This is a genomic window from Pedobacter sp. GSP4 (assembly GCF_051857575.1).
GTDB lineage: Bacteria > Bacteroidota > Bacteroidia > Sphingobacteriales > Sphingobacteriaceae > Pedobacter.
Genome location: NZ_JBPZIR010000004.1, coordinates 116,342 through 140,347, shown reverse-complemented (window position 1 = coordinate 140,347; position 24,006 = coordinate 116,342). Strand labels below are relative to the sequence as shown.

Genomic DNA, 24,006 nt, shown 5'->3' with positions numbered 1-24,006 from the left:
TTAATCTTTTTTAGTTTTAAGGTTAAGACTTAAGCCTGCGATAAGCCGCGAGACGTTTTCTTCTGTAAGTTGATCCGCGCGCGTAATCGCTTTAATACGTCCATCGGCACCAATCCAGATATAGTGCGGCATTGTATTGACTGGAAAAACGTTCTTTATTTCAGCGCTATTGAGAATTATGGGTAATGCGAAATCTTTAATTTTTGCCTTTTGCGCTGCCAAAAATTTTTCTAGAACTTCTACAGTATCACTTGCATAAGTATTCATCAGTAAAAACTGGATATTTTTACCATATTTTTTTTGCATAGCATCCATTTTCGGAAATTCGGCTATGCACGGCGAGCAGTATGTCGCCCAAAAATCGAGGACGAGTGCTTTATTTCTAAAGCTCGAAAATTCAGCGCTTTTTTGGTTAAAATTTAGGATTTGCGAAAGGGTAAGATTAGGTACTTTATCGTTGATTGCGAGTTGGCGGCTCGTTGCCTTTGCCTGTGCGAATAGAGTAGTTGAGAAGAAAAATAAAACCGTAGTTAACCGAATGATTTTCTTTCTAAGTAGTCTTTCTAGATTTATCTCTCTATTAGCCAATTTAGCAACATTCCTTGTTGTCTGGCCATCCAATTGAAAACAGCTTAAGCTTAAATTCCCATAAGAAGGTGGAACACATCTCTTGGGTTTCTTTATAAGGTCGATTCCAAAAAAAAGGCATGGCAGTGCCCTAGCGATAGAGAATATCGTTTTTTTCATTGTTTGTTGGTTTAAGTTAGTTGATCGGAAAATTAAATGAGGAATCTCAAATATTGAAGAGAACTAAGGCAGGCGCATTATTAAAGAACCTATTTTCTATCATTAACCGTAGGGTTGACCTGCCTTAGCCTGGCATCTTATTCAGGAGAACAGATAACCAGGCTAATTAGGATGATAAATGTCCATCCGAGAGTATAAAAAACAGAGATTTGAGGACCTAAAAAGTAGGCCAGAAAATAGCATGTTCTGCTGAAATTTGAAGAAATGATGATTTCAAATGCTTTCATGGCTAATCTGTGTTAACCGAAAGTCAAACGGAAAAGGGCCGCCTTTACGCTTTATTTGAAGTGAAGGTGTAGGACCACCACCGCCTCGCAGCGGCCGAACTCAAATAAAGCAGGCGACCCAAATCCGTATGCTATACAAAGATAGCATAGGAATTGAGTTTTACCTACCTCTCGTGTTCGAACGTCCTACTTTTCACCACAAGTTCTTTCAGTAATTACTCAATCCAAATTAATGGAAGTTATATTCTATCGTTTTTCTATATCGTTAATTTTATTAAAGCTAAGATACAAAATATTAACCAAATCCACAAGTGGAGTTGACTTAAATCATCAAAATCAGTCACTTGCACATGTAAATGGTAGCACCTGAAGACGAGTTAATTTTTGTTGAAATCTCTCAATTAGATTTTATGTTGATTGAAAGAGTTAAGGCCTTGAGAATTGCCAGTAAAATGACTCAACTTCAGTTAACTCAGAAGATGAAATTAGCTGATGGGTTTATTTCAAAAGTAGAAACTTTTACAGAACGTGCCAAATATAGCATTAGACATATAAACTTGTTAGCAAGCGCTCTCAATTGCACTATACAAGATATCCTCCCCTTGGAGCAGCCAAAATATGACATGGTCATAGTAACTTTAAGGAGAACAAACAAAATTAACAAAGATGGTTCTTTGTCTCAAAAGAAAACCACTGAGGTGATTAAAATCGAACCAAAAGAAAAAAGTTAATTTGGATATGCAAAGTAATTGAGGGATCATTTTTGAGATTACCCTAAACTTTGACATATGGAACAACTTCGTTGCGTCGTAATCGACGATGAAAAACATTCAATCTCGATTCTCTCAGATTACATTGAGACGAATCCCAACCTAAAATTAGTCAAGACTTTTTTTGATCCTCTTATTGCACTATCAGGAATCAGTATCAGAGACAAAATAGACTTTATTTTTTTGGATATAGACATGCCAGAAATTACCGGCATTGAGCTCGCAAAAAAATTAGTCAATCGAGCTCGATTTATTGTATTTACCACTGCATTTACAAAATATGCCATAGAAGCTTTCGAAGTAAATGCATCTCGGTATCTGGTTAAGCCGATCTCAAAACCGAAATTCATTAAAACCGTTTGGGACATTTTAGATGCAGAAAGAAAAAGAATTGAAGGGATACGGATTGCCCAAAAAAAATATTTCTATGTCAGCATCGGCGAAAGGGGACAGAAATTGAAGATAAGGAAATCCAAAATATTATTTTTCGAAAGCTTGAAAAACTACATGAAAATTGTCACTGAAGATGAAGATTATACAGTCTATTTGACAATGAAGGAAGTTGAAAAGGAGTTTTGGGGCACATTGTTCTACAGAGTCCACCGCAGTTACTTCGTAAATGAAGAAAGGGTTGAAAAAATAGCTGGGAACACATTAAAGCTTGGAGCACACATCATTCCGATGGGCAACAACTACAAGCAAGGTTTTATTGAATTTTCTGAAAATAAAACATTAAGATCCGGCCGGAAGTCTTAAGGATTCAAATGTTGAACCAACATTCAACGATGGCTAATCAACGTTTCATTGGAAATAATGATGATACTGGAAGTAGTCGGATCAGTTTCGGACTTTCGAATTGTTTGCTGCGATCTAAAAACAAATACTGTTTTTTTGACCAGTTTTTTAGGGTTCTGTTTCATGTTTTTATTTTGAAACTAGAGCCATTATTTAGCGTAAAAAAAGTTTTTACACCGCGATAAAATGAGGTTACACCAAGAGCAATTATAGCATGACTAAGAAAATTTTCGAATGGGGAAAAGTGCAGCGCTTGCACCTAATTGGATGGGCAATATTCATAACATTAGAGATCGGACTAATCGGACTTTCAATGGGCTTTTTTGGAAAAGCTTTTAATTATGCCCTCCATTATATTCTTAATATTATTCTATTTTATACGAATGCGCATTTTGTGCTTAAGAAGAGTTTTACGAAGCCTAAACCCTGGACAAGGGTAATTATCTTCATGATAATTCAAATCGGCTTATATATTTTTTTCAGGTCTTATCTTAATTACGTACTGGAAGGAACCCATAAAGGATTTAACATCCCAACAATTATTACTAACCATAAAAGTTTTTTTCAATCGCTCTGGAGAGGTTTGTTTTTTATCGTTCTTTCCTGCTTTTACTTTTTATTTTTGCGTTTCAAAGAGGAACGTTTAAAAAGAGAACATTCAGAAAGAATGGAATATTTAAACGATTTGAAAAATAAAGAGATGCAAAATGAATTGCATGTTGCGAAGTATGAATATTTGCGAGCCCAAATCAATCCACATCTGTTATTCAACACATTGAGCTTTTTGTATGATAGCGTTCGAAAATTTAACGAGGACGCCGGAGAAGCAGTTCTTAATCTGGCTGAATTGATGCGGTTTAGTCTTGAGACGAAGGAATCCCCCGAAGAATTTCCCAAGCTGGAGGAGGAACTGCATCAGATTGATAACCTCATATCCCTTAATAAAATAAGGAAAGACAAAGAACAGTATATCAATCTTTCTTTTCCTGAAGAGGTTAAAAATTTTCGCTTTATACCATTGGTCGTAATCACATTGTTAGAAAACATGCTTAAGCATGGAAATTTACAAAAGCCAAACCAACCTGGATTATTAGATATTAAATTGAGTAAAAACGAATTGTCAATAAGTACTTCTAATTTGATCAACACCAGGATCCACCATTCAGGCTTCAATAAAGGAATGGAGAATATTGAAAAGCGATTAGGTTTGGCTTATGGCGATAAATTTTCATTGTCTTACGGAAAAAGGGATAGTAACTATTTTGATGTCAATTTAATTTTAAAAATTTATCCAGCTCTGTAAGTCATTGATATAATGTATTATTTTGTTGGTTGAATTTCGATCCAAACAGGGCAATGGTCACTGGCTCCCTGCCAGCCCCGCACATGTTTGTCGACTCCACCGTCAATCAGCTTGTCTGACAAATCCGGAGACAGCAGGAAATGGTCCAATCTCAAACCGGCATTCCTTCCAAATGCATTCCGAAGATAATCATAAAAGGTATATATAATTTCATCGGGATACAGGGTTCTTATTGCATCTGTCCAGCCCAGAGCCAAAAGCTTCTTGTATGCTTTTTTGGATTCGGGAAAGAAAAGCGCATTATCCCTAAATCTATCGGGATTATAAAGGTCAAGGTCAGTCGGTATAACATTATAGTCACCGATCAAAATTGTTGGGATGCCAAACGAAAGCAGCTTTTTCGAATGGGCGGTAAGCCTTTTGAGCCATTTAAGTTTATATTCAAATTTTGGACCTGGTGCCGGATTTCCGTTTGGAAGATAAATGCAGCCTATGATCAGTCCACCAATAAATGCTTCGATGTATCTGCTATGGTCGTCGGCAGGATCGCCAGGAAGTCCGCGTTTCGTTTCTTTGATTTCCGTCTTAGATAAGATTGCAACACCGTTCCAGCTTTTCTGACCTTGCCAGATGGCGAAATAACCTGCTTCCTTTAATTTCTTCGCCGGAAAATCTTTGTCCTGACATTTTATTTCCTGCAGACATACAACGTCCGGTGACCGCTCTTTCAACCATTTAAGCAAAATTTCGATCCTTCCATTGACCCCGTTAATGTTGTAGGTTGATAGAATCATTCAAAAAGTTCCTGAGATTGCGTAAAGTAAGCTTTGCGCCCACCGATTTTCTCAGACAAAATCTCCTCGCCCTTTGGTGTCTTTTTTAATTCGGCACCATGTACCATCATAAAATCGCGCAGCTCACCTTTGAGTTCGTCACCGTTTGCTTCTGCGATTTTTAAAATCGCCTCAGCTAACACAGATTTTATGCTTTTGTATAATCTCTTTGCCGCTTTATCCGGGATAGCTTTGGCGACTGAAAAGGGAGAAATCCCGGCATGATAAAGTATCTCATCCGAATAGGAATTGCCAATACCGCGAACAAGATGCTGATCCATGAGCAAAGTTTTTATCGATGTTCTCTTTTTAGCCAGCAAATCAAAAAAATATTCCTCCTCCATTTCCAGCGCATCCGGGACGTCGATAGGTTCAGGATTCAATGTGGGCGTTGCTTGCTTTTGAAGATCGATCAATGCAAATGCATCGCCCCCTTCAAAATGAAACCCTAAAATCTGGAAGCGTGGCGGCTCATCCTGATCAATAGAGATCAGTTCTCCCCTGAGCATTAAGTGAAGACCAAGAACCTGGCAACCCGAAAAAATAAGTTGAAGCGTCTTTCCGGAACGCCGGACATCCAAAAGTTCTCTTCCTTCCAAAGCTTTTTTCATTTCCTTGGCCGAGACATTAATTTTTTTGGATTCCGTAATTTCCAGCGTTTCCAAAATCTGCCCTTTGAACTTTCGGGTTAGTATCTGAGCAAATACGGTTAAATCTGGTAATTCTGCCATAGATTTAAGCGGATATGTATTTTTTTATTTCGAGGATAGAATTTCCCCGCAACAGTGCTGCGGATTTTAGCTCACCCGTACTAATCTGAAACTGTTCAGCCCAATAGCGGAGTTCCCTAGGATCATCTACATTTAGCTCGCCGTCATTTGTCCCAAACTCCTGTGGTTCCAGGGAATCAAGATCGCTTTCAGTTTCATGTCTGTCGAGGCAATCATCAGAAGTGACGAATTGTTGGGAATTGATGTCCTTTTCCACTTCATTTCCAAACTTTGGCTGACTGTTTTGCTGATTATCCATAACTATATTTAGATTACTGTTTTTTTCTAACCGGGTAAAATTGATCATAAAAGGACTGAACATGATCAGGCGTTGTACTGCTCAGAATTTTTTGAACATAATCCACTACAGGATCCCCGGTGGTACTGTTGCGGAGATGAGCCTTGAGTTTTTCATCCCAGTTGTTTACAGCTTCAGCAACAGAATTCCCTCTTCCAAGTATCGATTCATGGATATCCTGAGGGAGCACACAGAGAAAACCCGGAGATTCACTAAAAATCACTGCTCCAAGTTTTCCGGCAAGCCCATCAAGTGAGACATCTACCGACTTACGCCTTGGCATTTGACTTAATATATTCGGCAATTTTCGCCCTGGAAGAACTTCCCGACGCTTTAGCCAGTTCCTTGTATTGAGCAGAAGTTACCCCAGCCTGTTTTGCTGCATAAGCAACTTCGCTTGCATCGTTCAGATCAACTTTTGAATCTTCTCTGCCATCCTGTTTCTGTTTGTTATCGCTCATAATATTAGTTTTTATGATATAACTGATCTCAACTGAAAATGGTTTTAAAATCTAAACAATCACCCCTAAAAAGTGCTTTATGGAAGCATCCAGCCGTGTTAAATCGAGTACTCGATAGCGGGCAGGTCTTCATAAATAAAGGGCGTTGATGGTTCAAGTGTCGACAAGAACTCTTTCGCAATCGTGCAGGCATCCATTTGTTTGGCAGGAAACTGACTGGATGCAATCTCGGTGATTCGCTCATCGCTTAAATCCCCGAACATCCATTCATAGGCCAGCTCATCATTTAAAATTGTAGGCATACGTTTTTTGGAATTATGGACCTGTTCCATAAGCGGATTGGCCGGCGCGGTAGTGACAGCGACTGTCTCAACAATTTCCCCGGTTTCCTGATCGGTCCACTCCTGATAAATTGCCGCCATGTAGAAGTATTCCTCGTCCTTAACAGAAATGTAGTAAGGATACTTAACGGCAGTTTTCAAAGGCTCTCCTGTTTTTTTGTTCTTCGGAAATACATGGCGCCACTCGTAAAATCCCGTTGACAGCACCAGGCATCTTCGCTCGCGGGCTGCCTTTGCATAAATCGAGGGACCGCCCTTTTCATTTGAAAAAAGATTTTCGGCCTTTGCATTGAGTGTTGTATATCCGATATGCCATTTACCGGCAGCATCTTTATATCCGTTGCGAAAATTCTTTGCAGCCTCGCGGTTTTTAAGGTAGGGAGGCAAAAAACCCCATTCCATCTGCACGATATCAAAGTTTGTCTGCTCTGCATCTCTTTTTAATACCGCAACGGGTGAATAGGCAAAACCGTTATGAACAGCCCTGTCGAGAAACTGATAATTTTTTACCGCCTTTTCAAGTTGAAGGAGTGAAATAAACTCTGCTCTTGAAACGCGTTGACCATTGTAGTAACACATAATTATTTATTTTTCAAATGTTCAGCAATCTTTTTACCAAAAAATTCTGCCTCTATCTGTCTTCCCTGCGGAACAGATGTCCAGAATGGCCTGTAACCATTCGCTTCGGTTACGTTTAGTGGTGGTCTTCCATCCGAGAACTCGATCCTATATATTTCACTGCCTCCGATCAGATGTGAGGTAACGATCATCTTAATATCGGGCAGGACAATCTCAAAAGCCTCTTCTATTTTCATCATCTTAAAAATACAAAATCTTGAACCAAATAGGAAATAGTTAGTTGATGCCTATAATTACAAAATACGGATCATCTGCTTTCTTGACAATCAAGTCCAGGTGCTCCTCGAAATCAACCAGGTTTAAGACCTCATCTTTTAAGAACGTAGTGAAGACTTCCATATCTGTTTCCTTTGAAATAACCACCTCAAGGGTTTCACTGCTCTTCCACTGGGTAGACTCAATTTCGGGATAGGCTCCCTTTAATAGTGAGGGATATCCTTGTCTGGAAAAAGCCTCTGAGAGCTTGGATGCGATATCCCAGATATGAGGCGCTAGTTCTTCATCAAGTGTGTCCCATTGAAGACCAAGGTTTTCATCACGCCACATGCTTCCGATGTATTTGCCATCAAGCGTCACCCCGTAGCATTCGCCTGAAGTTTCTACGACAGCCTCTTTTATCCCGCTGTCGGTGGGGATTTCAAAAATATATCTTTCCATATTCAGTCCGGGCTCCAATGGTTTTAACGGCTTAGCCAATTTAAAATGTTTTTTTGAGAAAATTAGATAAGCCGTAGTTAAGGAAAATCCGAAAATACCGCCAATGATCAGTTCACTGCGGTGTGCTTTTGCCCAGCTAATGACACTTTTTTCTACCTCGCTAAATAGGCTGGTTACTTCTTTTCTTTCCATTTTGTAACAACAGTTATTTGAGCAGATAGGTTTTGAAAATCAGGAAGATGGGATAAAATCGATTAAGAATTATTATCCATAAATAAGATTTTAAGATCTATTTTATCAAGGATAGTCATCACAGTAAGGAATGCAAACTTTCCACCAAAACGGGAATGTTTTCCACAATTCATTTTTTACTAACATTTTTAGCTTTATGTTTGTTGTATAATTTTATAATACTAAATATAATAGTATTTAATTCAGTAAGTCATGAATGCCAAAAAAGAATTACTTCAGAAATTGCAACAGGATATCCTGTTATGGCAGGGGTTTAAACCCCATTGCACAGGCAATGCCGAACGCATCGGACTGGGAGAGATTGAAAATTCATTTCCTGGTGGTGTTTTTCCCAAAAAGGCAATTCATGAATTTATCACAATTCAGCCGGAGCATTCGGCGGCCAGTGACGGCTTTATCGCCGGGCTACTTTCCGTCCTTATGGAAAATGGTGCGGCCTGTGTGTGGGTAAGCACGACCCGGAATCTCTTCCCCGCTTCTTTGAGCTTATTTAACGTAGAGCCTGAGCGCATTATTTTTATGGATGTTCAGAGCGAAAAGGATGTGCTATGGATTACAGAGGAGGCCATCAAATGTGAGGGGCTTGCGGCGGTTGTGGCAGAACTTAACAATGTGAGTCTTATAGAATCCCGCAGGCTGCAGCTGGCGGTTGAGACCAGTGGTGTTACGGGATTTATCCTGCGCAAGGACGGAAATAAAAAGGCGAGCACCGTGGCAACAGCAAGATGGAAAGTCAGCCCACTTCCTTCAGTTACGCAGGACGGCTTGCCCGGGATCGGATTCCCGCGCTGGCAGGTTGAGCTGCTAAAAGTCCGTAATGGAAATCCGGGAAGCTTTATACTGGAATGGGCAGGCGAAAAATTTGAAGAAATTAAGAAAACAGGTAATCAACCGATTTGGTCTGATCTGGAGGGCAGACAAATTGGATAGCTATTATGCAAAGGCGTTTTGTTTCGATATGGTTCCGCCAATTACTGGCTGACTGGCAGCTTATCCGCCGCCCTGAACTAGCCGAGGTGCCTTTTGTTTTCGCTGCGCCCGACCATGGGCGGATGATGATAACCGCAGTAAATCCATTGGCATTTAGCTTTGGAGTTGAGGTCGGCATGCGTGCAGCGGATGCGAAGGCCATATGTCCCGGGCTCGAGGTTCTGGACGACAAGCCAGGCCGCCCGAAAAACCTGCTAAGGGGACTAGGCGAATGGTGTGTGCGCTATTCGCCCTCTGTATCCATTGACGAATTCGGAATGGACGGACTGTTACTTGACGTTTCAGGCTGTCCGCATCTTTGGGGTGGAGAGCGAGAATACCTGAAAGAAATTGTAAACAGGCTTAAAAGTAAGGGATATACCGTACGCTTAGCGATTGCCGATACACCCGGCGCTGCATGGGCGGTGTCCCGGTTTGGTAAAGTTACGCCATTGATTCCTTCCGGCGAACATGTAGATGCTCTGCTCAGTCTGTCTCCTGAGGCGTTAAGACTGGAAGATACAGTTCTTGCGAAACTTCGTAAACTGGGATTCTATCAGATAAAAAGCTTTATAGGGATGCCCAGATCGGTGCTCCGAAGGCGATTCGGGGAAGATTTTTTATTGCGGCTGGCTCAGGCTATTGGAACTGAAGCAGAAGCGCTTATTCCATTAAAGGTTCCCGTAGCATTTAGCGAAAGGCTAGCCTGCATGGAACCGATCAAAACCAAAACTGCAATTGAGATCGCGATTCAAAAGATGCTTGAAAATCTGTGTAACAGGATGCAATCTGAAGGTAAGGGATTGCGAACAGGAATGTTGACAGGATACCGTATCGATGGAAAAATTGTGCAGGTTTCCATTGGAACCAGTGGCGCTTCGCATAGTGTGAGTCATTTATTCAAACTTTTTCAGTTAAAGATCGATCAGATCCGACCAGCCCTGGGAATTGAACTATTTGTTCTTGATGCGCCAAAGGTGGAGGATGTCGATGTGCCCCAGGAAGAAATGTGGTCATCCAAGCCCGGCCTGAATGATAATAGTGTGATCAGGTTTCTGGACCGTGTTGCCGGAAAGGTTGGTGCGCAAGCAATCCATCGTTTTTTGCCTGCAACCAGATACTGGCCGGAACGTGCAATATCAAAGGCAGCTTCGGTAACAGAAAAGGCCTCAAATCCATGGCGAACGGATAAGCCCCGGCCGACCGAAATGCTTAAGGTTCCCGCCCCTATTGAGGTAATGGCGCTTATTCCGGATCATCCGCCAAAGTTTTTTATTTATAAAGGCGTCCGCCACCTGGTTTCAAAGGCAGACGGTCCCGAGCGGATTGAGCGCGAATGGTGGATGGATAAGGGAGAGCATAGGGATTATTATCAGGTGGAAGATGAAGAAGGATGCCGCTACTGGCTTTTCCGTTCCGGACACTATGGTGGGGAACAACAACACAAGTGGTTTATTCATGGATTTTTTGCTTAAAGGAGATGGGTTATGGCTTACAGTGAATTACAGATTACCTCAAACTTCAGCTTTTTGCGTGGCGCTTCGCATGCGCACGAACTGGTTGAACAGGCCGAAATCTTCGGTTATAAAAAAATAGCCATAACCGACAGGAATACCCTTGCCGGAATTGTACGTGCGCATGCTGCCTGCCGTGAGAAAAACATAAAACTAATTCCCGCCTGCAGGCTGGATCTGCTGGATGGAGGGAGCCTGCTCGCCTATCCGACGGATAGGGAAGCTTATGGCAGGTTGTCCGCACTATTGACATTGGGCAATATGAGAGCAGAAAAGGGCAGCTGCCATATTTCCCGTGCCGATGTTTACGCCCATAGCAAAGGGATTCTTTTTGCCCTTGTAATGCCTGGCGCTTTGAACCGTCGCTTTGAATATGAGGCTAGCTTTATCGCCTCAGTTGCAGAATATCGCGACGCTCTAGGTGGTCAGCTTTACCTTGCTGCAACAAGATCTTATTTGGGAAACGACGATAAGCTGATATTTAGAACTTCACAGCTTTCCAAATTTTACGAAATACCGGTCGTTGCAACAGGCGACATCCATTATCACAATCCTTCACGAAGAGAACTTCAGGATGTACTGACCTGTGTAAGAGAGAAATGCACCATTCAGGAAGCAGGGTTTCGTTTGCATCAAAATGCTGAGCGGTACATGAAAGAGGTGGCTGAGATGGACAGACTTTTCAGAAAATATCCAAGCGCAATTCAAAACACGATGGTCATTTCCGAAGCCTGCAATTTTTCTCTTGATGAGCTCAAATATGTCTACCCCGAAGAAATCAATCCAAGCGGACGCAGTCCGATGGAGGAGCTCGAATTTTTAACCTGGAAAGGTGCTCATGAATTTTATGGCGAGAAGATCCCGGAAAAGGTTGTTAACATGATCCATCATGAGATGGCTTTTGTGAGGCAGATGGATTATGCCAATTACTTCCTTTTTGTTGAGGATATTGTTCGTGAGGCCAGATCCCGCGGGATTCTCTGCCAGGGTCGGGGCTCGGCAGCTAATTCTGCAATTTGCTTCGTGCTGGGTATTACCTCTGTTAATCCGATGAAGTTTGATTTGCTATTTGAGCGCTTCATCTCACCCGCCAGAAACGAGCCTCCCGATATTGATGTCGACTTCGAGCATGAGCGCAGGGAAGAAATCATCCAGTATATCTATACCAAGTATGGACGTGACCGTGCGGCAATCGTTGCAACCGTCACACAGCAACACCAGAAAGGAGCCATCCGGGATGTAGGCAAGGCAATGGGGCTATCTGTTGATACAATCAATCGCCTGTCAACTTCAATATGGGAGTTTACAGATGAATGGTTCGAGGGCAAGCGCGTTACCGAGCAAGGTCTAAATCCAAATGATCCGCACCTTAAGAAAACACTTGAGCTTACTTCCCAAATGATGGGCTTTCCGCGGCAGCTCGGTCAGCATACAGGAGGATTTGTAGTTACGCAAGGGAAGCTTACAGACCTCTGCCCTATCCTAAATGCCCGGATGGAAGACCGCACCAATATCGAATGGAATAAAGATGATATCGATGCGCTGGGTTTTTTAAAGGTGGATGTGCTGGCGCTTGGGATGCTTACCTGCATCAGAAAGGCTTTTGATCTCTGCCGGGATCATTACGGCGTGCAATATACACTGGCCAACATTCCCCAAGATGATCCAGAGGTTTATGATATGATCTGCCTCGCCGATACCCTGGGCGTATTCCAGATCGAAAGCCGGGCGCAGATGTCCATGCTCCCTAGGCTTAAGCCAAGAGAATTTTATGATCTGGTGATAGAGGTCGCGATCGTTCGCCCGGGACCCATTCAGGGAGATATGGTTCATCCATATTTGCGCAGGCGCAGCGGCGAAGAACCTGTTGTCTACCCCTCGCCGGAACTGAAAAAAATTCTTGGACGCACGTTAGGCGTTCCGCTGTTTCAGGAACAGGCGATGAAAATTGCTATAGTAGCGGCAGGCTTTACCCCTGCTGAAGCTGATGGCCTTCGTCGCAGCATGGCAACATTCAAGTTTAAAGGAATGGTGAACCAGTATGAGCAAAAACTCATCGACGGAATGATGAACAAGGGATATACAGAGGAATTTGCAAAAAGGATATTCAGGCAGCTGGAAGGGTTTGGGAGCTATGGATTTCCCGAAAGCCATGCTGCCAGTTTTGCCCTCCTCGTTTATGTATCCTGTTGGCTTAAACACTACTATCCTGACGTTTTCGCTGCCGCATTGCTAAATAGTATGCCGATGGGCTTTTACCAGCCGGCACAAATTGTTATTGATGCGCGGAAGCATTCGGTTCAAGTTCGCGAAGTTGACGTCAACCATTCCTTTTGGGACAATAAACTTGAGGAAAAATCAGGTAAGTATTTTACGCTTCGGTTAGGGTTCAGGCAGATCAATGGCATTAGAGGAGATGACATGGACATTTTGGTCAATGGTCGCGGAAGTGGTTATCAAAGTATTACCGCAATCAGGGATTCGGGAATATCGATTGCCACCTTGGAGCGATTGGCCGATGCAGATGCATTTCATTCGATGGGAATAGATAGGCGAAAAGCACTTTGGGAAGTTTCTGCCCTAAAAGATATGCCGGAGGAACTATTCAAGGGGCAACCGTCTGAAAGCATATTGGAAACACAGGTTGAACTTCCGTTAATGGGCAAGGGAGAGCATGTCGTTCAAGATTATGCCACTACAGGACTTTCTCTAAAAGCACATCCGGTGAGTTTTGTGCGGACTCAGCTCGAAATGCTCAACATCAGAACATGCCATCGCATTAATAATGGTTCGACAGATGGTCAGCTGGTGAAAGTAGCAGGACTGGTATTGGTACGCCAGCGTCCCGGAACGGCAGGCGGGGTATGTTTTATTACTATTGAAGATGAAACAGGCTATTCCAATCTGGTTGTTTTTGAAAAGCTTTTTGAAACCTATAGAAAAGAAATTCTGCATTCGAGGCTTCTCATGGTGGAAGGCAGGTTGCAGCGCGAGGGACAGGTGGTGCACGTGATCGTGAGTAAATGTTTTGATTTTACAAAGATGCTCGGCAAGTTGGTGCAACGGGAGGTTGATGAGCTTCCAGTGTTGACCTTAGCCGGTGGAGATGAAAAAAAATCGTCCTATCCTTCACAGAATAAACGTGCCCAGGTTCGCGAGGATGCCACGAAAAAAGTGTTCCATGAGGGCAGGAATTTTAAATAATTGTTTATTGTCAAAAGAAAACAGTAGGTAAAAGCAGGGTTAAAATGCAATCTGTAAGTTTTAATGAGATAATTTGTTAATATTGAGAATTCTAAGGAAAGGAACTTTTGCTTGGACACGCAACTTAATTAACGACTAACTCAAAAAAATGCCAATTACTGGTGAAGATTTCGAAAAACTTGTGGCGCCTTTCTTCAAAAAGTTGTTTCAAGATATGGGCTTTTTAGTCATTCAGGTAAGAAAACAGACAGCCGGCACTCAAAATGGTTTTGATATCAGTGTTTTGTTTTTAGATGAGAATGAATTGGAGCGAGAATTTTTTATCGAATGTAAATACTATGCTTCCGCCAAGCTGGAATGGTCAGAGATTTTCAGTAAACAGGTACAGCTTGACTCTTCAAACCACGATGCAACAGCATTTATTGCACTTTCTCCGTTGAAAAACCTAAGCAATATTGATCATAACATACAAGCAAAACAAACAAAAGCATTTAAATTCCCTGTTGACTTTTGGACACCCGATAAGGATGTTGAAAAGATGTTTGCATTGGATAAAAAACTATATCAAAAAATATACGACGAGCCCTGTTTACTTGTTTTGGACGAGGAAAAGGAGCTTCAGCGGCTCAAAGTACTTGTCAATTTGTTGATTAGCAAAAAAGATCTGCTTAGACATGCAAATCTAATAAAGATCCCTGATGCCACTTCACCCATTAACGGTGATGAAGAAATGGTGACATCACTTGATATCAAATTAAACGCAATATGCAAGTCAGATGATCAGTATCGGATTATCTATCACAAAGCAAGAGCTGACTATAAAGTATATCTCGAAAGTTTAGTTGATGTACATTCGGAGCTTAGAACCAATATTTTAAATTGGGAGGAAAATATGAGACTAAAGGCATCGCGACTTACGCATAACTTTAAGATGGACGATTCCTACACTCCCCAAAAGTTCTTCAGTGACTTTTTTAATGAAGCGGAAAAGGAAATATTAACCTTTTATGGAGAAAATGAACTAAAGGGAGATAAAGAAAAATTATTATGCGGAATTGTATTTGAGTTAGCAGCACAATGCCCATTAGATTGGAGGAAAAATGGAACTGATTAATCACTTAATACAAAATATTACCGAGAAAGGCTTAACACCAAGCATCAACCTGGATAGACCGCTCTTTGTCCAACCAGAAGACCGTATGGAGTTCCGGGCCGCAAGAATTGCGGTAATTCTTGGTATACTTAACACGAAAAATGGATTAAGTAAAAACGTTATTGCATGTGTTGATTTTCTTCTAAGAAATGAAGCCTTCCAGTCTAAATTCATTTTGGAATACTTCAACGGCAAAAAAAATATTGTTGATAAGATTAAGAAATTCGAGACAACACAACAAGTGGAAATTGACTTCAATATTGTCCAATATAAAAGTGTGCCATGGGACATCAGGTTCAATGATATGTTTATGTATTTATATACCAGAAATCTTTTGGCCTATAAATCTGATAAGGATCAAAAAAATATCAGATTATTTCTAACCGATACTGGTAAAACATATTTTGAAAAAATAAAGGATGCATTTCCTCGTGAACATAATTTTCTTGATCTTTTTGGTACAAGCATAGTTGAAGAAAAACTAATTAAAATAATAACTGAAGTAATACCTAATTCCTATTGGAAACAGAATGCCACGTTTGATAATAAATAAACTAATCTACCATATCCAAACTGATGATGGTAAAAAATATGGTGCTGAAATTCCTTTTCGGGATGGTCTAAATATTATTTTTGGACCTAACTCAGTCGGGAAGACAAGTATTGTAACAGGTATAGTCTATGGGTTGGGAGCCGAAAAAGGTTTAGGTGTTTTTAAATCGATACAAAACCCTTTCAAACCGGAATTCTATAAAGAAATAGATAATAAAAGGGTTGCGAGATCTTATTTGTTATTGGAAATCTCCAATGGTGAGGATGTAGTAACGATTTTTCGATACATAGCTGGCGGAGATAATACAATAGCTGCAATAAAATCTTGTCCTGCTGACCAATTCTATACCAACCCAGAATCGGAAAGGCTAATAGTTGTCGGTGAAGGTGTTTTTTCTGAGAACGGCTTTCAAACATTTCTTTTTAGTTTTTTGGGTCTGCGCCAAGTTGAATTACCAACCTATGATCGTAAACTATCCAAATTATATTTCGAGAATATCTTGCCTTTATTTTTTGTTGAACAAAGGGCGGGATGGTCTCAGATTCAAGCCCGTCAGGTCTTAAGGTATAATATCAAAGACATCAAAAAGGTAGCATTTGAATTTCTTTTTGGAATGGATCGTTTTAAAATTCACATCAGTGAGATACGTTTGAAGGAACTTGATTTAGAGCTTAAAAAAATAATTGAAGAGTTATCTGGAAAAGAGGAAAACCTGTTTGTTATATCTGATGGTGAGAAGTCGGAAGATGTACTTATAGTCAATACCGACTCTATTGGTAAAGCCAGTATAAGCGACTACATTAACTACCTTGACGAGCGTTATAAAGTCGAGGCAAATTTGGTAGAAAGTGCGGCAAATCCAGTTACAGACTTTGAAGATTCCAAAATAAATCTTCGCGAGAAAATAAAGGTTGCGAACTATCAGTTGAGGAAAGCTAACGAGAGGCTAGAAAAAATAAGTCTAGAAATAAATGAATATGAGAAATATTTGGAGCGGATACAGCTGAATAAATATAAAAATAAACAGCTTAAAAAGATTAAGGAGGCTGAAACGGAAATAAATATAACCACATGTCCGGTTTGCGAAGCTAAATTGTTGTCTACTGAGGATGACGAATGCAAATTATGTCATAGTGATTTGAGAAAGAAATTGTCAACCCCTGATCAAAATCTGAAGTTTTTGGAAGATGAGGAAGCTACGTTTAAAAAAGTCATTGAAAAGCGATTGTTGGATAGACGCAAGGTTTTTGAACAAAGGAATAATCTAAAAGATGAAATTTCTGGTTTGGAGAAAGAATTAGATCATCAAATTACGACTTTTGCTGGTAGTGACTTTGCGATTTTAAGGCAAAGAATATTGAATGCCGATTCATTATATAAAGACCTCGAACGTTTCAAACGCGTAAGTGAGCGATGGAATGGACTTACATCATTGCGACAGAAAATCAAAACCGATCAGGCTGCTTTAGATAAACTAAAAGCGGAAGTGGACGCTTATAAGCAAACCGCGGATGACCAGAAAACCATCGATACAATAAAAACATTTCTGCAGGAAAACGTAAAAAGCTTAGGCCTTTTTAAGAAGAATCGTGAACTAATAGCTGCGATTAGACTTGATGCATCGGATAACTATACACCATATCTAGACAATTACGACATTTATAACATCAGTAGTTCAAGTGATAACATTAGAATCATCCTAAGTTATTACTTAGCACTATTACAAACATCTATTGAATTGAAAACTAAAGGGAAGATTATTTTTCCAGACATATTAGTACTTGATGAGCCCAAACAGCAAAACTTAGATAACGATTCCCTGATAGATTGTATAAAAGTTATGGCCGATCTGCCGGTTAATTCTGGTCAGATAATTTTAACGACATATAGTGAATTACCTGAAGATAAACTGAAATTGAGTGAATACATAGTGTACGAGATGCATTCTAAAACAGATTACCTATTAAAACCGATTTAAAAATACCTTGAATTTTTATGGAAGTAAACTTTTAAGTAGCTTAATTTCACCAACGATGACAAATTGATGATTTCGCTTAGTCTGATTAGGTTGTTACGAAAATTTGAGTCAATAAGTTCCGCTCAAATTGACCACCAAAACATATTCATTGATGAGAGATTAAGGCCCCAAATTCTTGGATGTTTAATTCGCTGCGGAATCGCCTGGTTAGTGGCTGATTTCGAATCAATGATACCGAAGTTTCCATCCTCTTCACAAATTATAAGAAGCGTTATCAAATTTCGGAGATTTTTAATATCCACATCGAAAATGGAAATTTGAGACACCAGTAAAAAAACCAACTGTATGCAATTTCTCCATGTAACAGGTTACACCGAGGTGTATCTTGAGCCAATCCCAAAAGACACACTTACTTTTGTATCGGGCTATCCTACGGATACGTTGTTGATAAGGCTCTCGAAGATTAATGCCATGCTATTTCAGCAAATGGACAACCAGATGATCGATCCAGAGATACTCAGAGAAGCAGTCTTTTGCGACGTCCCTGGTTTTGAGCGAGTGACGGAATTCCGCCCCCTATTTACCGATGAAAAAAGATGGTTTGCCGAAGGTCCGATTGGTTTGCTGATTATGGACCTACTCAAGAATTTTAAGATGATCGAGACACTGACTCCTATCGAACCTTTGGAGTTTGCTCGAAACCTTTTCAAGACTATGTTAATCTATAATGATCTTTATTATGGCAGGCCGAAGGGAATTGTTTTTGAATCGCTTGAAGGTTTATTCACCATGGAAACAATGCAGCAGGGGTATCTGAGGGCAAAAGGGGTGATGAAAATTGATACCTTTACCAAGTTTCTCTTCATGAGCAAATTTCTTGATAGCGATGAACTGCTTAAAGAAGAAGCGGACATGTATTGCGAGAAGATGAAGATTGAAAACCCCGGGACTTTTGCTAAGTTTTTCCTTGCCGTACTTGGCTCGGCTATCCATCCTCAAAACTGGGGCAACCACATGTTAGACCTTTCTCATTTTTGGCCGGAAAAATTGATGAGGGAATTTGGGGCAGAACCTATGGAATTAGCTGGTAAGGAAAAGGTTTCACTTAATATGGATGTAGTCACCAAGCCATTTTTATTCCTAAGTCCGAAAAAAATTCTCGTCCTCGACTACAATTTTTTCCAGTATGCACTAGAAAATGGTTTCCTGTACTCTTTGTATCACCATAGCTCTGAGAAACTGAAGAGCAAGTTTAAAACCTACGCAAATTTTAAAGCCTATATCGCGCTGGAATTCTTTGAAAAATACCTTGTCGGTAGTCTGCTCGGTGAAATATTTCATAAAAGGAGTCAACAGCTTATCTCCACTGAGAAGTATCAAGATTTTATCGTCCGTGCTTCGAGCTGTGATGTTTTCGTGTTTGAGGTGAAGATGAACGATCTACATCCCAACACCTTCGAAAATTTGGACTATAAGGAATTTACCAAAGAATTTTTGGACAAGCGTTTCCTTTCAGATAAGATAAATGGCAATAAGGATAAAGGGGTAGGTCAGATTATTAGACAGCTTGGACATCTTTCAGAACCGAATAGCGACCTTCGGAACAAGCTTGGCATCACGCGTTCGGAAAAAATGAACATATATCCTGTAATCATCTGCTCAGAGCACCATATGAATATCGCGGGGGTGAATCACTATCTTAATGAAGGTTTTCAACAAAAGAGCAAGAATCTGAAGGGTAATTTCCAGACCATCAAGCCGCTAACAGTCGTCCATATTGATTTTCTGATCAAGTACTTTGGGCCGCTCAGGCGTAAACCTGCGCTTTTTGCCGAATGGTTGAGCGGTTATCATCGCAGCAGAAAGGGGCTTGAAAAACTCTATGATGAGAAAGGAGGCCCAATAACCTATCTTCTATCCAAAAGGTCACTGTTTGGCTACATGGAAATGAAAAAGAATTTCCCAAGCCCATATAAGGCGACTGTAGACGAGATAGAAAAGTGCTTTGATTTGGAGACACAGGGTGTTTAAAATGCACTGGGCATTCGAGGTCAAACGGTATAAAAACGTTAGCTGCCAATGGTTATGCTCAAATCTATACTTTGCAAATAACGCTTATAGCCGCCATTAACTTAATGAAGCGGTTTGGCATAGGCTTAATCTTGGTTGATGGCATCTTCTCTTCTAACTGGCGGCTCATACTTTTTGCCATCCCTGATTGCGCTGCAGATTGAAGGGTTCGAGAATAGGATGTTTTCGATATCGGAGCTTTGAAGGATAAGGCCCTTGATCTTTGTGGTCATAAATGTTAACATATCCTTTCCCCTTTTACTAATAGTTTCCCTATCCCAGCCTTCACTTATGGCTACATCGATTTCATTATATGATCCGGTTTTGAAACGTTCCCTTTTATCTGACCAGCTCCTGTTACCAAGAGATGAGTTTTTCCCGTTTTTAAGAATAGTAAGATTACCTAGGGTATGCAGCAATACCTTTGTTCCATGATAGGCATGCTCTTCGGTCAGGTTTTCAAAAACCGAACTTACCTGCTGTTGCCAGTTGGCTTCATATTCCTGGGGAATAATATGTTCAATGGTTGTTGAATCAAAATCCGAAAGATCTACCTTGTCATTAGTCTCTTTATAATGATATTTAAGGTGTTCCTCATATTCGAACAGAAAATATTTAAGTGCACCCCAGCGGTGGAAACCCTTCGGTCCGCGCTCGTAGCCATATAACCCATTAAAGTAGTTCACCATATTCGCCGTTAAAACTGGAATGTCCAATTGCTCATTCAAACGGGCCATGACAAGCACTGCTGATAGGTTGCCATTATAGATATCCCTTGCCCAGGTAGCAAAGGAACGCTCATCAATTACCCCAAGCCCCTGAATCCGATTACGGAACATGATGCGCTCGAGCTTGTCCAATGCCTGATCCAGTTTCCCTGGTTCCCATTCAAATGATTTTAGTTGAGTGAGAAAAATCTTCATTTCCTTTCCACCATTTAAAAGTAGTACCTTATTTATCATCGGATGACTAGAGTTATGGATTTCGTACCATTTTGGGGCAAATGCAGAAAGCTTCAAGATATAGTCTTGAATTTTTTCATAACTGACTGGACTTTCCTTGGTATTTTCCTCTCCCGAGTCATATTGTTCGGCACGGTTGGAGAATATTTCAAAGACTTTTTCCTCGGCAAGTTTTTCAGAAAAAACAGCATCCTTAGGTGTCCGGACCAATGATAGATGTGCAGATAGAAAGATGTCCTCATCGAGAATCTGTTCTGGATTTTTAGCCAGCCAGTTGTATATGATGCCCCAGGATCTGTTCACGTCATTCCTTAGCGACTTGCGGTCTTCATCCGCCAATCCCAGTTTTTCGGTCAGGTGCATTAGGCGGTTCTTTAGTTTTTCGAGCGTGGATAAAGGCTTCCCCCTGTTGTTCATCGTTTCGAAAACGGCCTGAACGTCAAGATCCTGCTCAATTTCACGAAAATCAAATTTTAAGGCTGTAGTTACCTTCAAAAAGATAATTTCCCGATCTTGACTGGTAAGCGGTTTGATTCTTTGCTCAAAAAAATCCTTGGCCTGGGATAGATTTTTGCTGTACAAGTTAAATTGACTTTCATCAAACACAGTACCGGAATGCTCGAATATTTTATTCAGAAGATAGGCATAGTTCTTGTCTGATTGGAAATAACAGAAACGGTAAATCCTACTGGCACCACTTCTGTTTGATCTGAATATGTATGCTTTTTCTAGGTCTTCCCTTGTTTCATTACAATATCCTTCCCCTGCATATTTTAAAAGTACTTGAAGCAAAATGCTAATGGTGGTCAACCGTTGCTGTCCATCTACTACGTTATAGAAAGTGAAGCCCGTAAGCCATCTTTCGATTTCCTCTGGTTGAGCAGCCTCTACGTAAATGGTTCCAGTATAATGCGGTCGCAAGCATCCATTAATTTCAGAAATCTCCAGTATATCCTCCCAAAGCTCCCGAAGCTGTTTATGTCCCCAGGCATAACCGCGCTGGTAGTCGGGAATCCTATAAATTTTTTGACCGAATAGATCTGAGAGGTTAATAGCTTTCATCGTGCTTTTAAATTGAAATTTAGAGGCCACAAGGTAACCTTTTCTAGTCTTGCAGTCAATGGCAAACAAGCGTTTTTTGCACAAAAAATGAGACTGATAGCCATTGAATATTTTAGTTTCCATGGCCGTAAATCATTTGGTGTTTTTTTCTCTCGGTGCTTTGGAAGGGTGTAAAACGGCAAAGCTTCGGCTAAAGTACAGATGATATCACACCTATTTTTGCATAGAGGAAAAGTCGAAAATCACTTGTCGTTTATCGATTGGAATGGGTGTTTTACCTTTAACAATTGGCACTGCAATAGTCGCTGGCCCAATTTGTTTTTTATGAATATCAGAATAGAAATTTTAATCAGAAAAGGCATGATGTGCAAAACTTGCGAAGCAGAAACTCAACCGCTTCAAAAGTTTGGTGTATGCAGATATGGCGATTTCAAAGCCCAGATTTGCCTGTCCTTTGGAATATCAAAGATTATTTGTATAATAGGGCGGTCCAACGCCCCTAAAAGGGGGCGCAATAAAAAATTGCGATAGCTATGGACTATAACCAAATCATCAAATTAGTTGCCGTCATCGGCGGGTCTGCAAATGTCGGTATTGCGCTCACACTTATCTATAAGTTTATATTAAGGAAGAGGCCTTTGGAGGAAACAGAAGAATTTGACAGCAAGGGAAGGGTATTGAAACGCCATAAAAAATTCAGGTAACAGGATGCAATCTAATGGACGAAAATTTATTCGTGTCACTTTGCTATGCTAGATTTGGCCTTCGGGGTATTGGTTACCTTCCAAAGCTTGTAATTTATATTGTACATAATCTTGAAGGCCGCGCTTGCTTTTCAATCAATTCCTCCCAGTCGATGCTATGGGCATCCCACTTCAGGCAGAACTGTCCAAGATCTAATGATGGAGGCAGCTGATAATTACTTCCGTTCCATCTTTTCGGTCTTATACTAAAATTTATAAAAAAGCGGGGATGTCTAAAGCAGATAAATATTTGGCGCAATCGTATTTGGATGGCATCAAATATAAATATTACTGAGAATGCAATACCCTTAAATAGTGTCAAGCAAGTTTAAGTTTGATAAAAGTCTCAGCAAAACCTGCTGCAAATTCGTGACTATGGTTCACAGTGACCGTTTCTTTGTTATACTGGGCCTTTACAGTCCAATTGTAAGAGCCATGAACAACAGTCTTCAAATCAATGATACAGAATTTATGATGCATCAGGTTTTTGTATGTGCCTTGAGGTAATTTGTAATAAGCTTCAAAGTGCTGTAGAACTTTTGACTTTAGCTTTGCATTAATATCATCGTCCATTGCTACAATCTGGATATTGACACCAGCAATTTTCTTTGCGTGTAATTCCCTTAATAAATCCAAATCTGTTAGCCACGCGACGGCTACCCAGATCAAAAACTTGGCTTTCCTGATCTCATCTATAATAATTCCTCTGTTTTCCTCAAAATATGCTTCAATTTTTATAGGATCTTGTATAAGCGCACCGCTTATCTTATAGCCACCATTTCCAGCATCTACAAACTCATATCCATCTTCTTTGATAACAACATTTATTGTCTTTACTGCCGCATTAAGGTCTAGACCAGATTCAAGAAAATGGACTTTAGACACAACTGTTTCGAGCAAGGCTTGCATTTCCTTAGTGCCATTAATCTCTTTAAGCTTTTCTACAACATACGCATTTCTGGAAAGAGCATTTGGCATCCCCCCGTTCCCCCATTCATAAACATCCTTAAAGCCAACACTATGGAAAAGCGTGAGTATTTCCGGCCCTGACAATTTAGGGAACGATTCTTTATCGCCAGAAATATAGGTCTTAAGTCTGTCTAGTGTCAGGGGTGATAATTTCATTGTGGAGTTGTCCAATTGATTACGGCTAATCTAGAAATTATTATCATTATTATTCCATCCAGCTTATGGGTATTTATGCTAACTTATTAATTTTAACCAATTACAATATTTGTGGTTAGATTATATCCCGATTTAAAAAAAATCTAGCCATTTTTCCACTTTTATATAGAAAAACAAATAGCTCCAATAAATCGACAGAACAATACGGAATTAGACTACGTGCATCTGGCGGAATAAATAAAAGACTAATCTAATTAAAGATTTCGCTTGGGGTGACCAAGGTCATTATAGGATTTTTGAGTCAATTTGTATCGTTCAAAATTGACCACCTAAATATATCAATTGCTAAGGCATTTAAGAAGTGAAGGTCATTACTTGGGCTGGTCAACTCACTATGGAATCGCTTTATCAATCTTGCCGAAATCTCTGGTAACGGTGATAACGCTCATACGATTATCTCATTCATTGTCTAAGTGTTATTGTGACTATAAATAACCAAAAAAGGGTATATTCATTGTTT

The 24,006-nt window shown here is 40.4% G+C and carries 21 protein-coding genes; 10 read left to right on the top strand and 11 right to left on the bottom strand.

Annotation, left to right across the window (positions count from 1 at the left end; translation table 11 throughout):
• Positions 1 to 747, bottom strand: a complete 747-nt coding sequence (locus tag ACS5PU_RS11480; RefSeq protein WP_056095111.1) for a TlpA family protein disulfide reductase — start codon at positions 745 to 747, stop codon at positions 1 to 3.
• Positions 748 to 1,390: 643 nt separating this feature from the next.
• Between ACS5PU_RS11480 and ACS5PU_RS11475 the strand changes: the two genes are divergently transcribed.
• From ACS5PU_RS11475 to ACS5PU_RS11465, 3 genes are all read left to right on the top strand, one after another.
• Entirely contained in the window at positions 1,391 to 1,765 is a 375-nt protein-coding gene (locus ACS5PU_RS11475; RefSeq protein WP_115404615.1) for a helix-turn-helix domain-containing protein, read from the top strand.
• Positions 1,766 to 1,822: 57 nt separating this feature from the next.
• Complete coding sequence (locus tag ACS5PU_RS11470; RefSeq protein ID WP_056095117.1) at positions 1,823 to 2,560, top strand: LytR/AlgR family response regulator transcription factor; 738 nt, start codon at positions 1,823 to 1,825, stop codon at positions 2,558 to 2,560.
• A gap of 253 nt (positions 2,561 to 2,813) precedes the next feature.
• Positions 2,814 to 3,902 carry a sensor histidine kinase gene (locus ACS5PU_RS11465; protein ID WP_056095120.1) on the top strand — a complete coding sequence of 363 codons (1,089 nt, stop codon included), beginning with the start codon at positions 2,814 to 2,816 and terminating at the stop codon, positions 3,900 to 3,902.
• Between the two features lie 17 nt (positions 3,903 to 3,919).
• On the opposite strand, the gene xth is transcribed toward ACS5PU_RS11465, so the two are convergent.
• The 8 genes from xth to ACS5PU_RS11425 all read right to left on the bottom strand — a co-directional run bounded on the left by xth (position 3,920) and on the right by ACS5PU_RS11425 (position 8,093).
• A complete protein-coding gene (gene xth / locus ACS5PU_RS11460) occupies positions 3,920 to 4,696 on the bottom strand; it encodes an exodeoxyribonuclease III (protein WP_056095123.1) in 777 nt (258 codons plus the stop codon).
• A complete protein-coding gene (locus ACS5PU_RS11455) occupies positions 4,693 to 5,466 on the bottom strand; it encodes a DNA-formamidopyrimidine glycosylase family protein (protein WP_056095127.1) in 774 nt (257 codons plus the stop codon). Before ACS5PU_RS11455 ends, xth begins: the two co-directional genes overlap by 4 nt.
• Before the next feature lie 4 nt (positions 5,467 to 5,470).
• Positions 5,471 to 5,764, bottom strand: coding sequence for a DUF3606 domain-containing protein (locus tag ACS5PU_RS11450; protein WP_056095131.1), 294 nt, complete (start codon positions 5,762 to 5,764; stop codon positions 5,471 to 5,473).
• A 13-nt stretch (positions 5,765 to 5,777) separates the two neighbouring features.
• Entirely contained in the window at positions 5,778 to 6,086 is a 309-nt protein-coding gene (locus ACS5PU_RS11445) for a hypothetical protein (protein WP_056095133.1), read from the bottom strand.
• Positions 6,073 to 6,264, bottom strand: a complete 192-nt coding sequence (locus ACS5PU_RS11440; protein ID WP_056095135.1) for a DUF3606 domain-containing protein — start codon at positions 6,262 to 6,264, stop codon at positions 6,073 to 6,075. The genes ACS5PU_RS11445 and ACS5PU_RS11440 overlap by 14 nt, the downstream gene beginning before the upstream one ends.
• A gap of 98 nt (positions 6,265 to 6,362) precedes the next feature.
• Positions 6,363 to 7,184, bottom strand: a complete 822-nt coding sequence (locus ACS5PU_RS11435; RefSeq protein WP_056095137.1) for an SOS response-associated peptidase — start codon at positions 7,182 to 7,184, stop codon at positions 6,363 to 6,365.
• Positions 7,185 to 7,186: 2 nt separating this feature from the next.
• A complete protein-coding gene (locus tag ACS5PU_RS11430) occupies positions 7,187 to 7,423 on the bottom strand; it encodes a hypothetical protein (protein WP_147273668.1) in 237 nt (78 codons plus the stop codon).
• A 37-nt stretch (positions 7,424 to 7,460) separates the two neighbouring features.
• The gene (locus ACS5PU_RS11425; RefSeq protein ID WP_056095141.1) at positions 7,461 to 8,093 is read right to left on the bottom strand and encodes a hypothetical protein; all 633 of its coding nucleotides are present in this window, start codon (positions 8,091 to 8,093) and stop codon (positions 7,461 to 7,463) included.
• A 252-nt stretch (positions 8,094 to 8,345) separates the two neighbouring features.
• Between ACS5PU_RS11425 and ACS5PU_RS11420 the strand changes: the two genes are divergently transcribed.
• The 7 genes from ACS5PU_RS11420 (at position 8,346) to ACS5PU_RS11390 (ending at position 19,555) form a co-directional block, all read left to right on the top strand.
• Complete coding sequence (locus ACS5PU_RS11420; protein ID WP_056095144.1) at positions 8,346 to 9,083, top strand: ImuA family protein; 738 nt, start codon at positions 8,346 to 8,348, stop codon at positions 9,081 to 9,083.
• A 5-nt stretch (positions 9,084 to 9,088) separates the two neighbouring features.
• Positions 9,089 to 10,597: a Y-family DNA polymerase gene (locus ACS5PU_RS11415; RefSeq protein ID WP_056095147.1), complete on the top strand. Its 1,509-nt coding sequence runs from the start codon at positions 9,089 to 9,091 to the stop codon at positions 10,595 to 10,597.
• 12 nt (positions 10,598 to 10,609) lie between these two features.
• Positions 10,610 to 13,840, top strand: a complete 3,231-nt coding sequence (locus ACS5PU_RS11410; RefSeq protein ID WP_056095149.1) for an error-prone DNA polymerase — start codon at positions 10,610 to 10,612, stop codon at positions 13,838 to 13,840.
• 148 nt (positions 13,841 to 13,988) lie between these two features.
• Positions 13,989 to 14,954 carry a restriction endonuclease gene (locus ACS5PU_RS11405; RefSeq protein ID WP_115404617.1) on the top strand — a complete coding sequence of 322 codons (966 nt, stop codon included), beginning with the start codon at positions 13,989 to 13,991 and terminating at the stop codon, positions 14,952 to 14,954.
• On the top strand, positions 14,941 to 15,546 hold the full coding sequence (locus ACS5PU_RS11400; RefSeq protein ID WP_056095155.1) for a hypothetical protein: 606 nt from the start codon (positions 14,941 to 14,943) through the stop codon (positions 15,544 to 15,546). Before ACS5PU_RS11405 ends, ACS5PU_RS11400 begins: the two co-directional genes overlap by 14 nt.
• Positions 15,524 to 17,524: an AAA family ATPase gene (locus tag ACS5PU_RS11395; RefSeq protein WP_056095160.1), complete on the top strand. Its 2,001-nt coding sequence runs from the start codon at positions 15,524 to 15,526 to the stop codon at positions 17,522 to 17,524. Before ACS5PU_RS11400 ends, ACS5PU_RS11395 begins: the two co-directional genes overlap by 23 nt.
• A gap of 345 nt (positions 17,525 to 17,869) precedes the next feature.
• Positions 17,870 to 19,555, top strand: a complete 1,686-nt coding sequence (locus tag ACS5PU_RS11390) for a hypothetical protein (protein WP_056095163.1) — start codon at positions 17,870 to 17,872, stop codon at positions 19,553 to 19,555.
• 125 nt (positions 19,556 to 19,680) lie between these two features.
• Here ACS5PU_RS11390 and ACS5PU_RS11385 read toward each other — a convergent pair whose 3' ends face one another.
• Entirely contained in the window at positions 19,681 to 21,741 is a 2,061-nt protein-coding gene (locus tag ACS5PU_RS11385; RefSeq protein WP_056095166.1) for a DUF262 domain-containing protein, read from the bottom strand.
• Positions 21,742 to 22,679: 938 nt separating this feature from the next.
• Positions 22,680 to 23,486 carry a phospholipase D-like domain-containing protein gene (locus ACS5PU_RS11380; protein ID WP_056095173.1) on the bottom strand — a complete coding sequence of 269 codons (807 nt, stop codon included), beginning with the start codon at positions 23,484 to 23,486 and terminating at the stop codon, positions 22,680 to 22,682.
• Positions 23,487 to 24,006: the final 520 nt, after the last annotated feature.

What these genes read in the sequence shown, in the direction of transcription:
- ACS5PU_RS11480 (WP_056095111.1), bottom strand. Translation starts at nt 747, where the DNA reads ATGAAAAAAACGATATTCTCTATCGCTAGGGCACTGCCATGCCTTTTT.
- ACS5PU_RS11475 (WP_115404615.1), top strand. Translation starts at nt 1,391, where the DNA reads ATGGTAGCACCTGAAGACGAGTTAATTTTTGTTGAAATCTCTCAATTA.
- ACS5PU_RS11470 (WP_056095117.1), top strand. Translation starts at nt 1,823, where the DNA reads ATGGAACAACTTCGTTGCGTCGTAATCGACGATGAAAAACATTCAATC.
- ACS5PU_RS11465 (WP_056095120.1), top strand. Translation starts at nt 2,814, where the DNA reads ATGACTAAGAAAATTTTCGAATGGGGAAAAGTGCAGCGCTTGCACCTA.
- xth (WP_056095123.1), bottom strand. Translation starts at nt 4,696, where the DNA reads ATGATTCTATCAACCTACAACATTAACGGGGTCAATGGAAGGATCGAA.
- ACS5PU_RS11455 (WP_056095127.1), bottom strand. Translation starts at nt 5,466, where the DNA reads ATGGCAGAATTACCAGATTTAACCGTATTTGCTCAGATACTAACCCGA.
- ACS5PU_RS11450 (WP_056095131.1), bottom strand. Translation starts at nt 5,764, where the DNA reads ATGGATAATCAGCAAAACAGTCAGCCAAAGTTTGGAAATGAAGTGGAA.
- ACS5PU_RS11445 (WP_056095133.1), bottom strand. Translation starts at nt 6,086, where the DNA reads ATGCCAAGGCGTAAGTCGGTAGATGTCTCACTTGATGGGCTTGCCGGA.
- ACS5PU_RS11440 (WP_056095135.1), bottom strand. Translation starts at nt 6,264, where the DNA reads ATGAGCGATAACAAACAGAAACAGGATGGCAGAGAAGATTCAAAAGTT.
- ACS5PU_RS11435 (WP_056095137.1), bottom strand. Translation starts at nt 7,184, where the DNA reads ATGTGTTACTACAATGGTCAACGCGTTTCAAGAGCAGAGTTTATTTCA.
- ACS5PU_RS11430 (WP_147273668.1), bottom strand. Translation starts at nt 7,423, where the DNA reads ATGATGAAAATAGAAGAGGCTTTTGAGATTGTCCTGCCCGATATTAAG.
- ACS5PU_RS11425 (WP_056095141.1), bottom strand. Translation starts at nt 8,093, where the DNA reads ATGGAAAGAAAAGAAGTAACCAGCCTATTTAGCGAGGTAGAAAAAAGT.
- ACS5PU_RS11420 (WP_056095144.1), top strand. Translation starts at nt 8,346, where the DNA reads ATGAATGCCAAAAAAGAATTACTTCAGAAATTGCAACAGGATATCCTG.
- ACS5PU_RS11415 (WP_056095147.1), top strand. Translation starts at nt 9,089, where the DNA reads ATGCAAAGGCGTTTTGTTTCGATATGGTTCCGCCAATTACTGGCTGAC.
- ACS5PU_RS11410 (WP_056095149.1), top strand. Translation starts at nt 10,610, where the DNA reads ATGGCTTACAGTGAATTACAGATTACCTCAAACTTCAGCTTTTTGCGT.
- ACS5PU_RS11405 (WP_115404617.1), top strand. Translation starts at nt 13,989, where the DNA reads ATGCCAATTACTGGTGAAGATTTCGAAAAACTTGTGGCGCCTTTCTTC.
- ACS5PU_RS11400 (WP_056095155.1), top strand. Translation starts at nt 14,941, where the DNA reads ATGGAACTGATTAATCACTTAATACAAAATATTACCGAGAAAGGCTTA.
- ACS5PU_RS11395 (WP_056095160.1), top strand. Translation starts at nt 15,524, where the DNA reads ATGCCACGTTTGATAATAAATAAACTAATCTACCATATCCAAACTGAT.
- ACS5PU_RS11390 (WP_056095163.1), top strand. Translation starts at nt 17,870, where the DNA reads ATGCAATTTCTCCATGTAACAGGTTACACCGAGGTGTATCTTGAGCCA.
- ACS5PU_RS11385 (WP_056095166.1), bottom strand. Translation starts at nt 21,741, where the DNA reads ATGGAAACTAAAATATTCAATGGCTATCAGTCTCATTTTTTGTGCAAA.
- ACS5PU_RS11380 (WP_056095173.1), bottom strand. Translation starts at nt 23,486, where the DNA reads ATGAAATTATCACCCCTGACACTAGACAGACTTAAGACCTATATTTCT.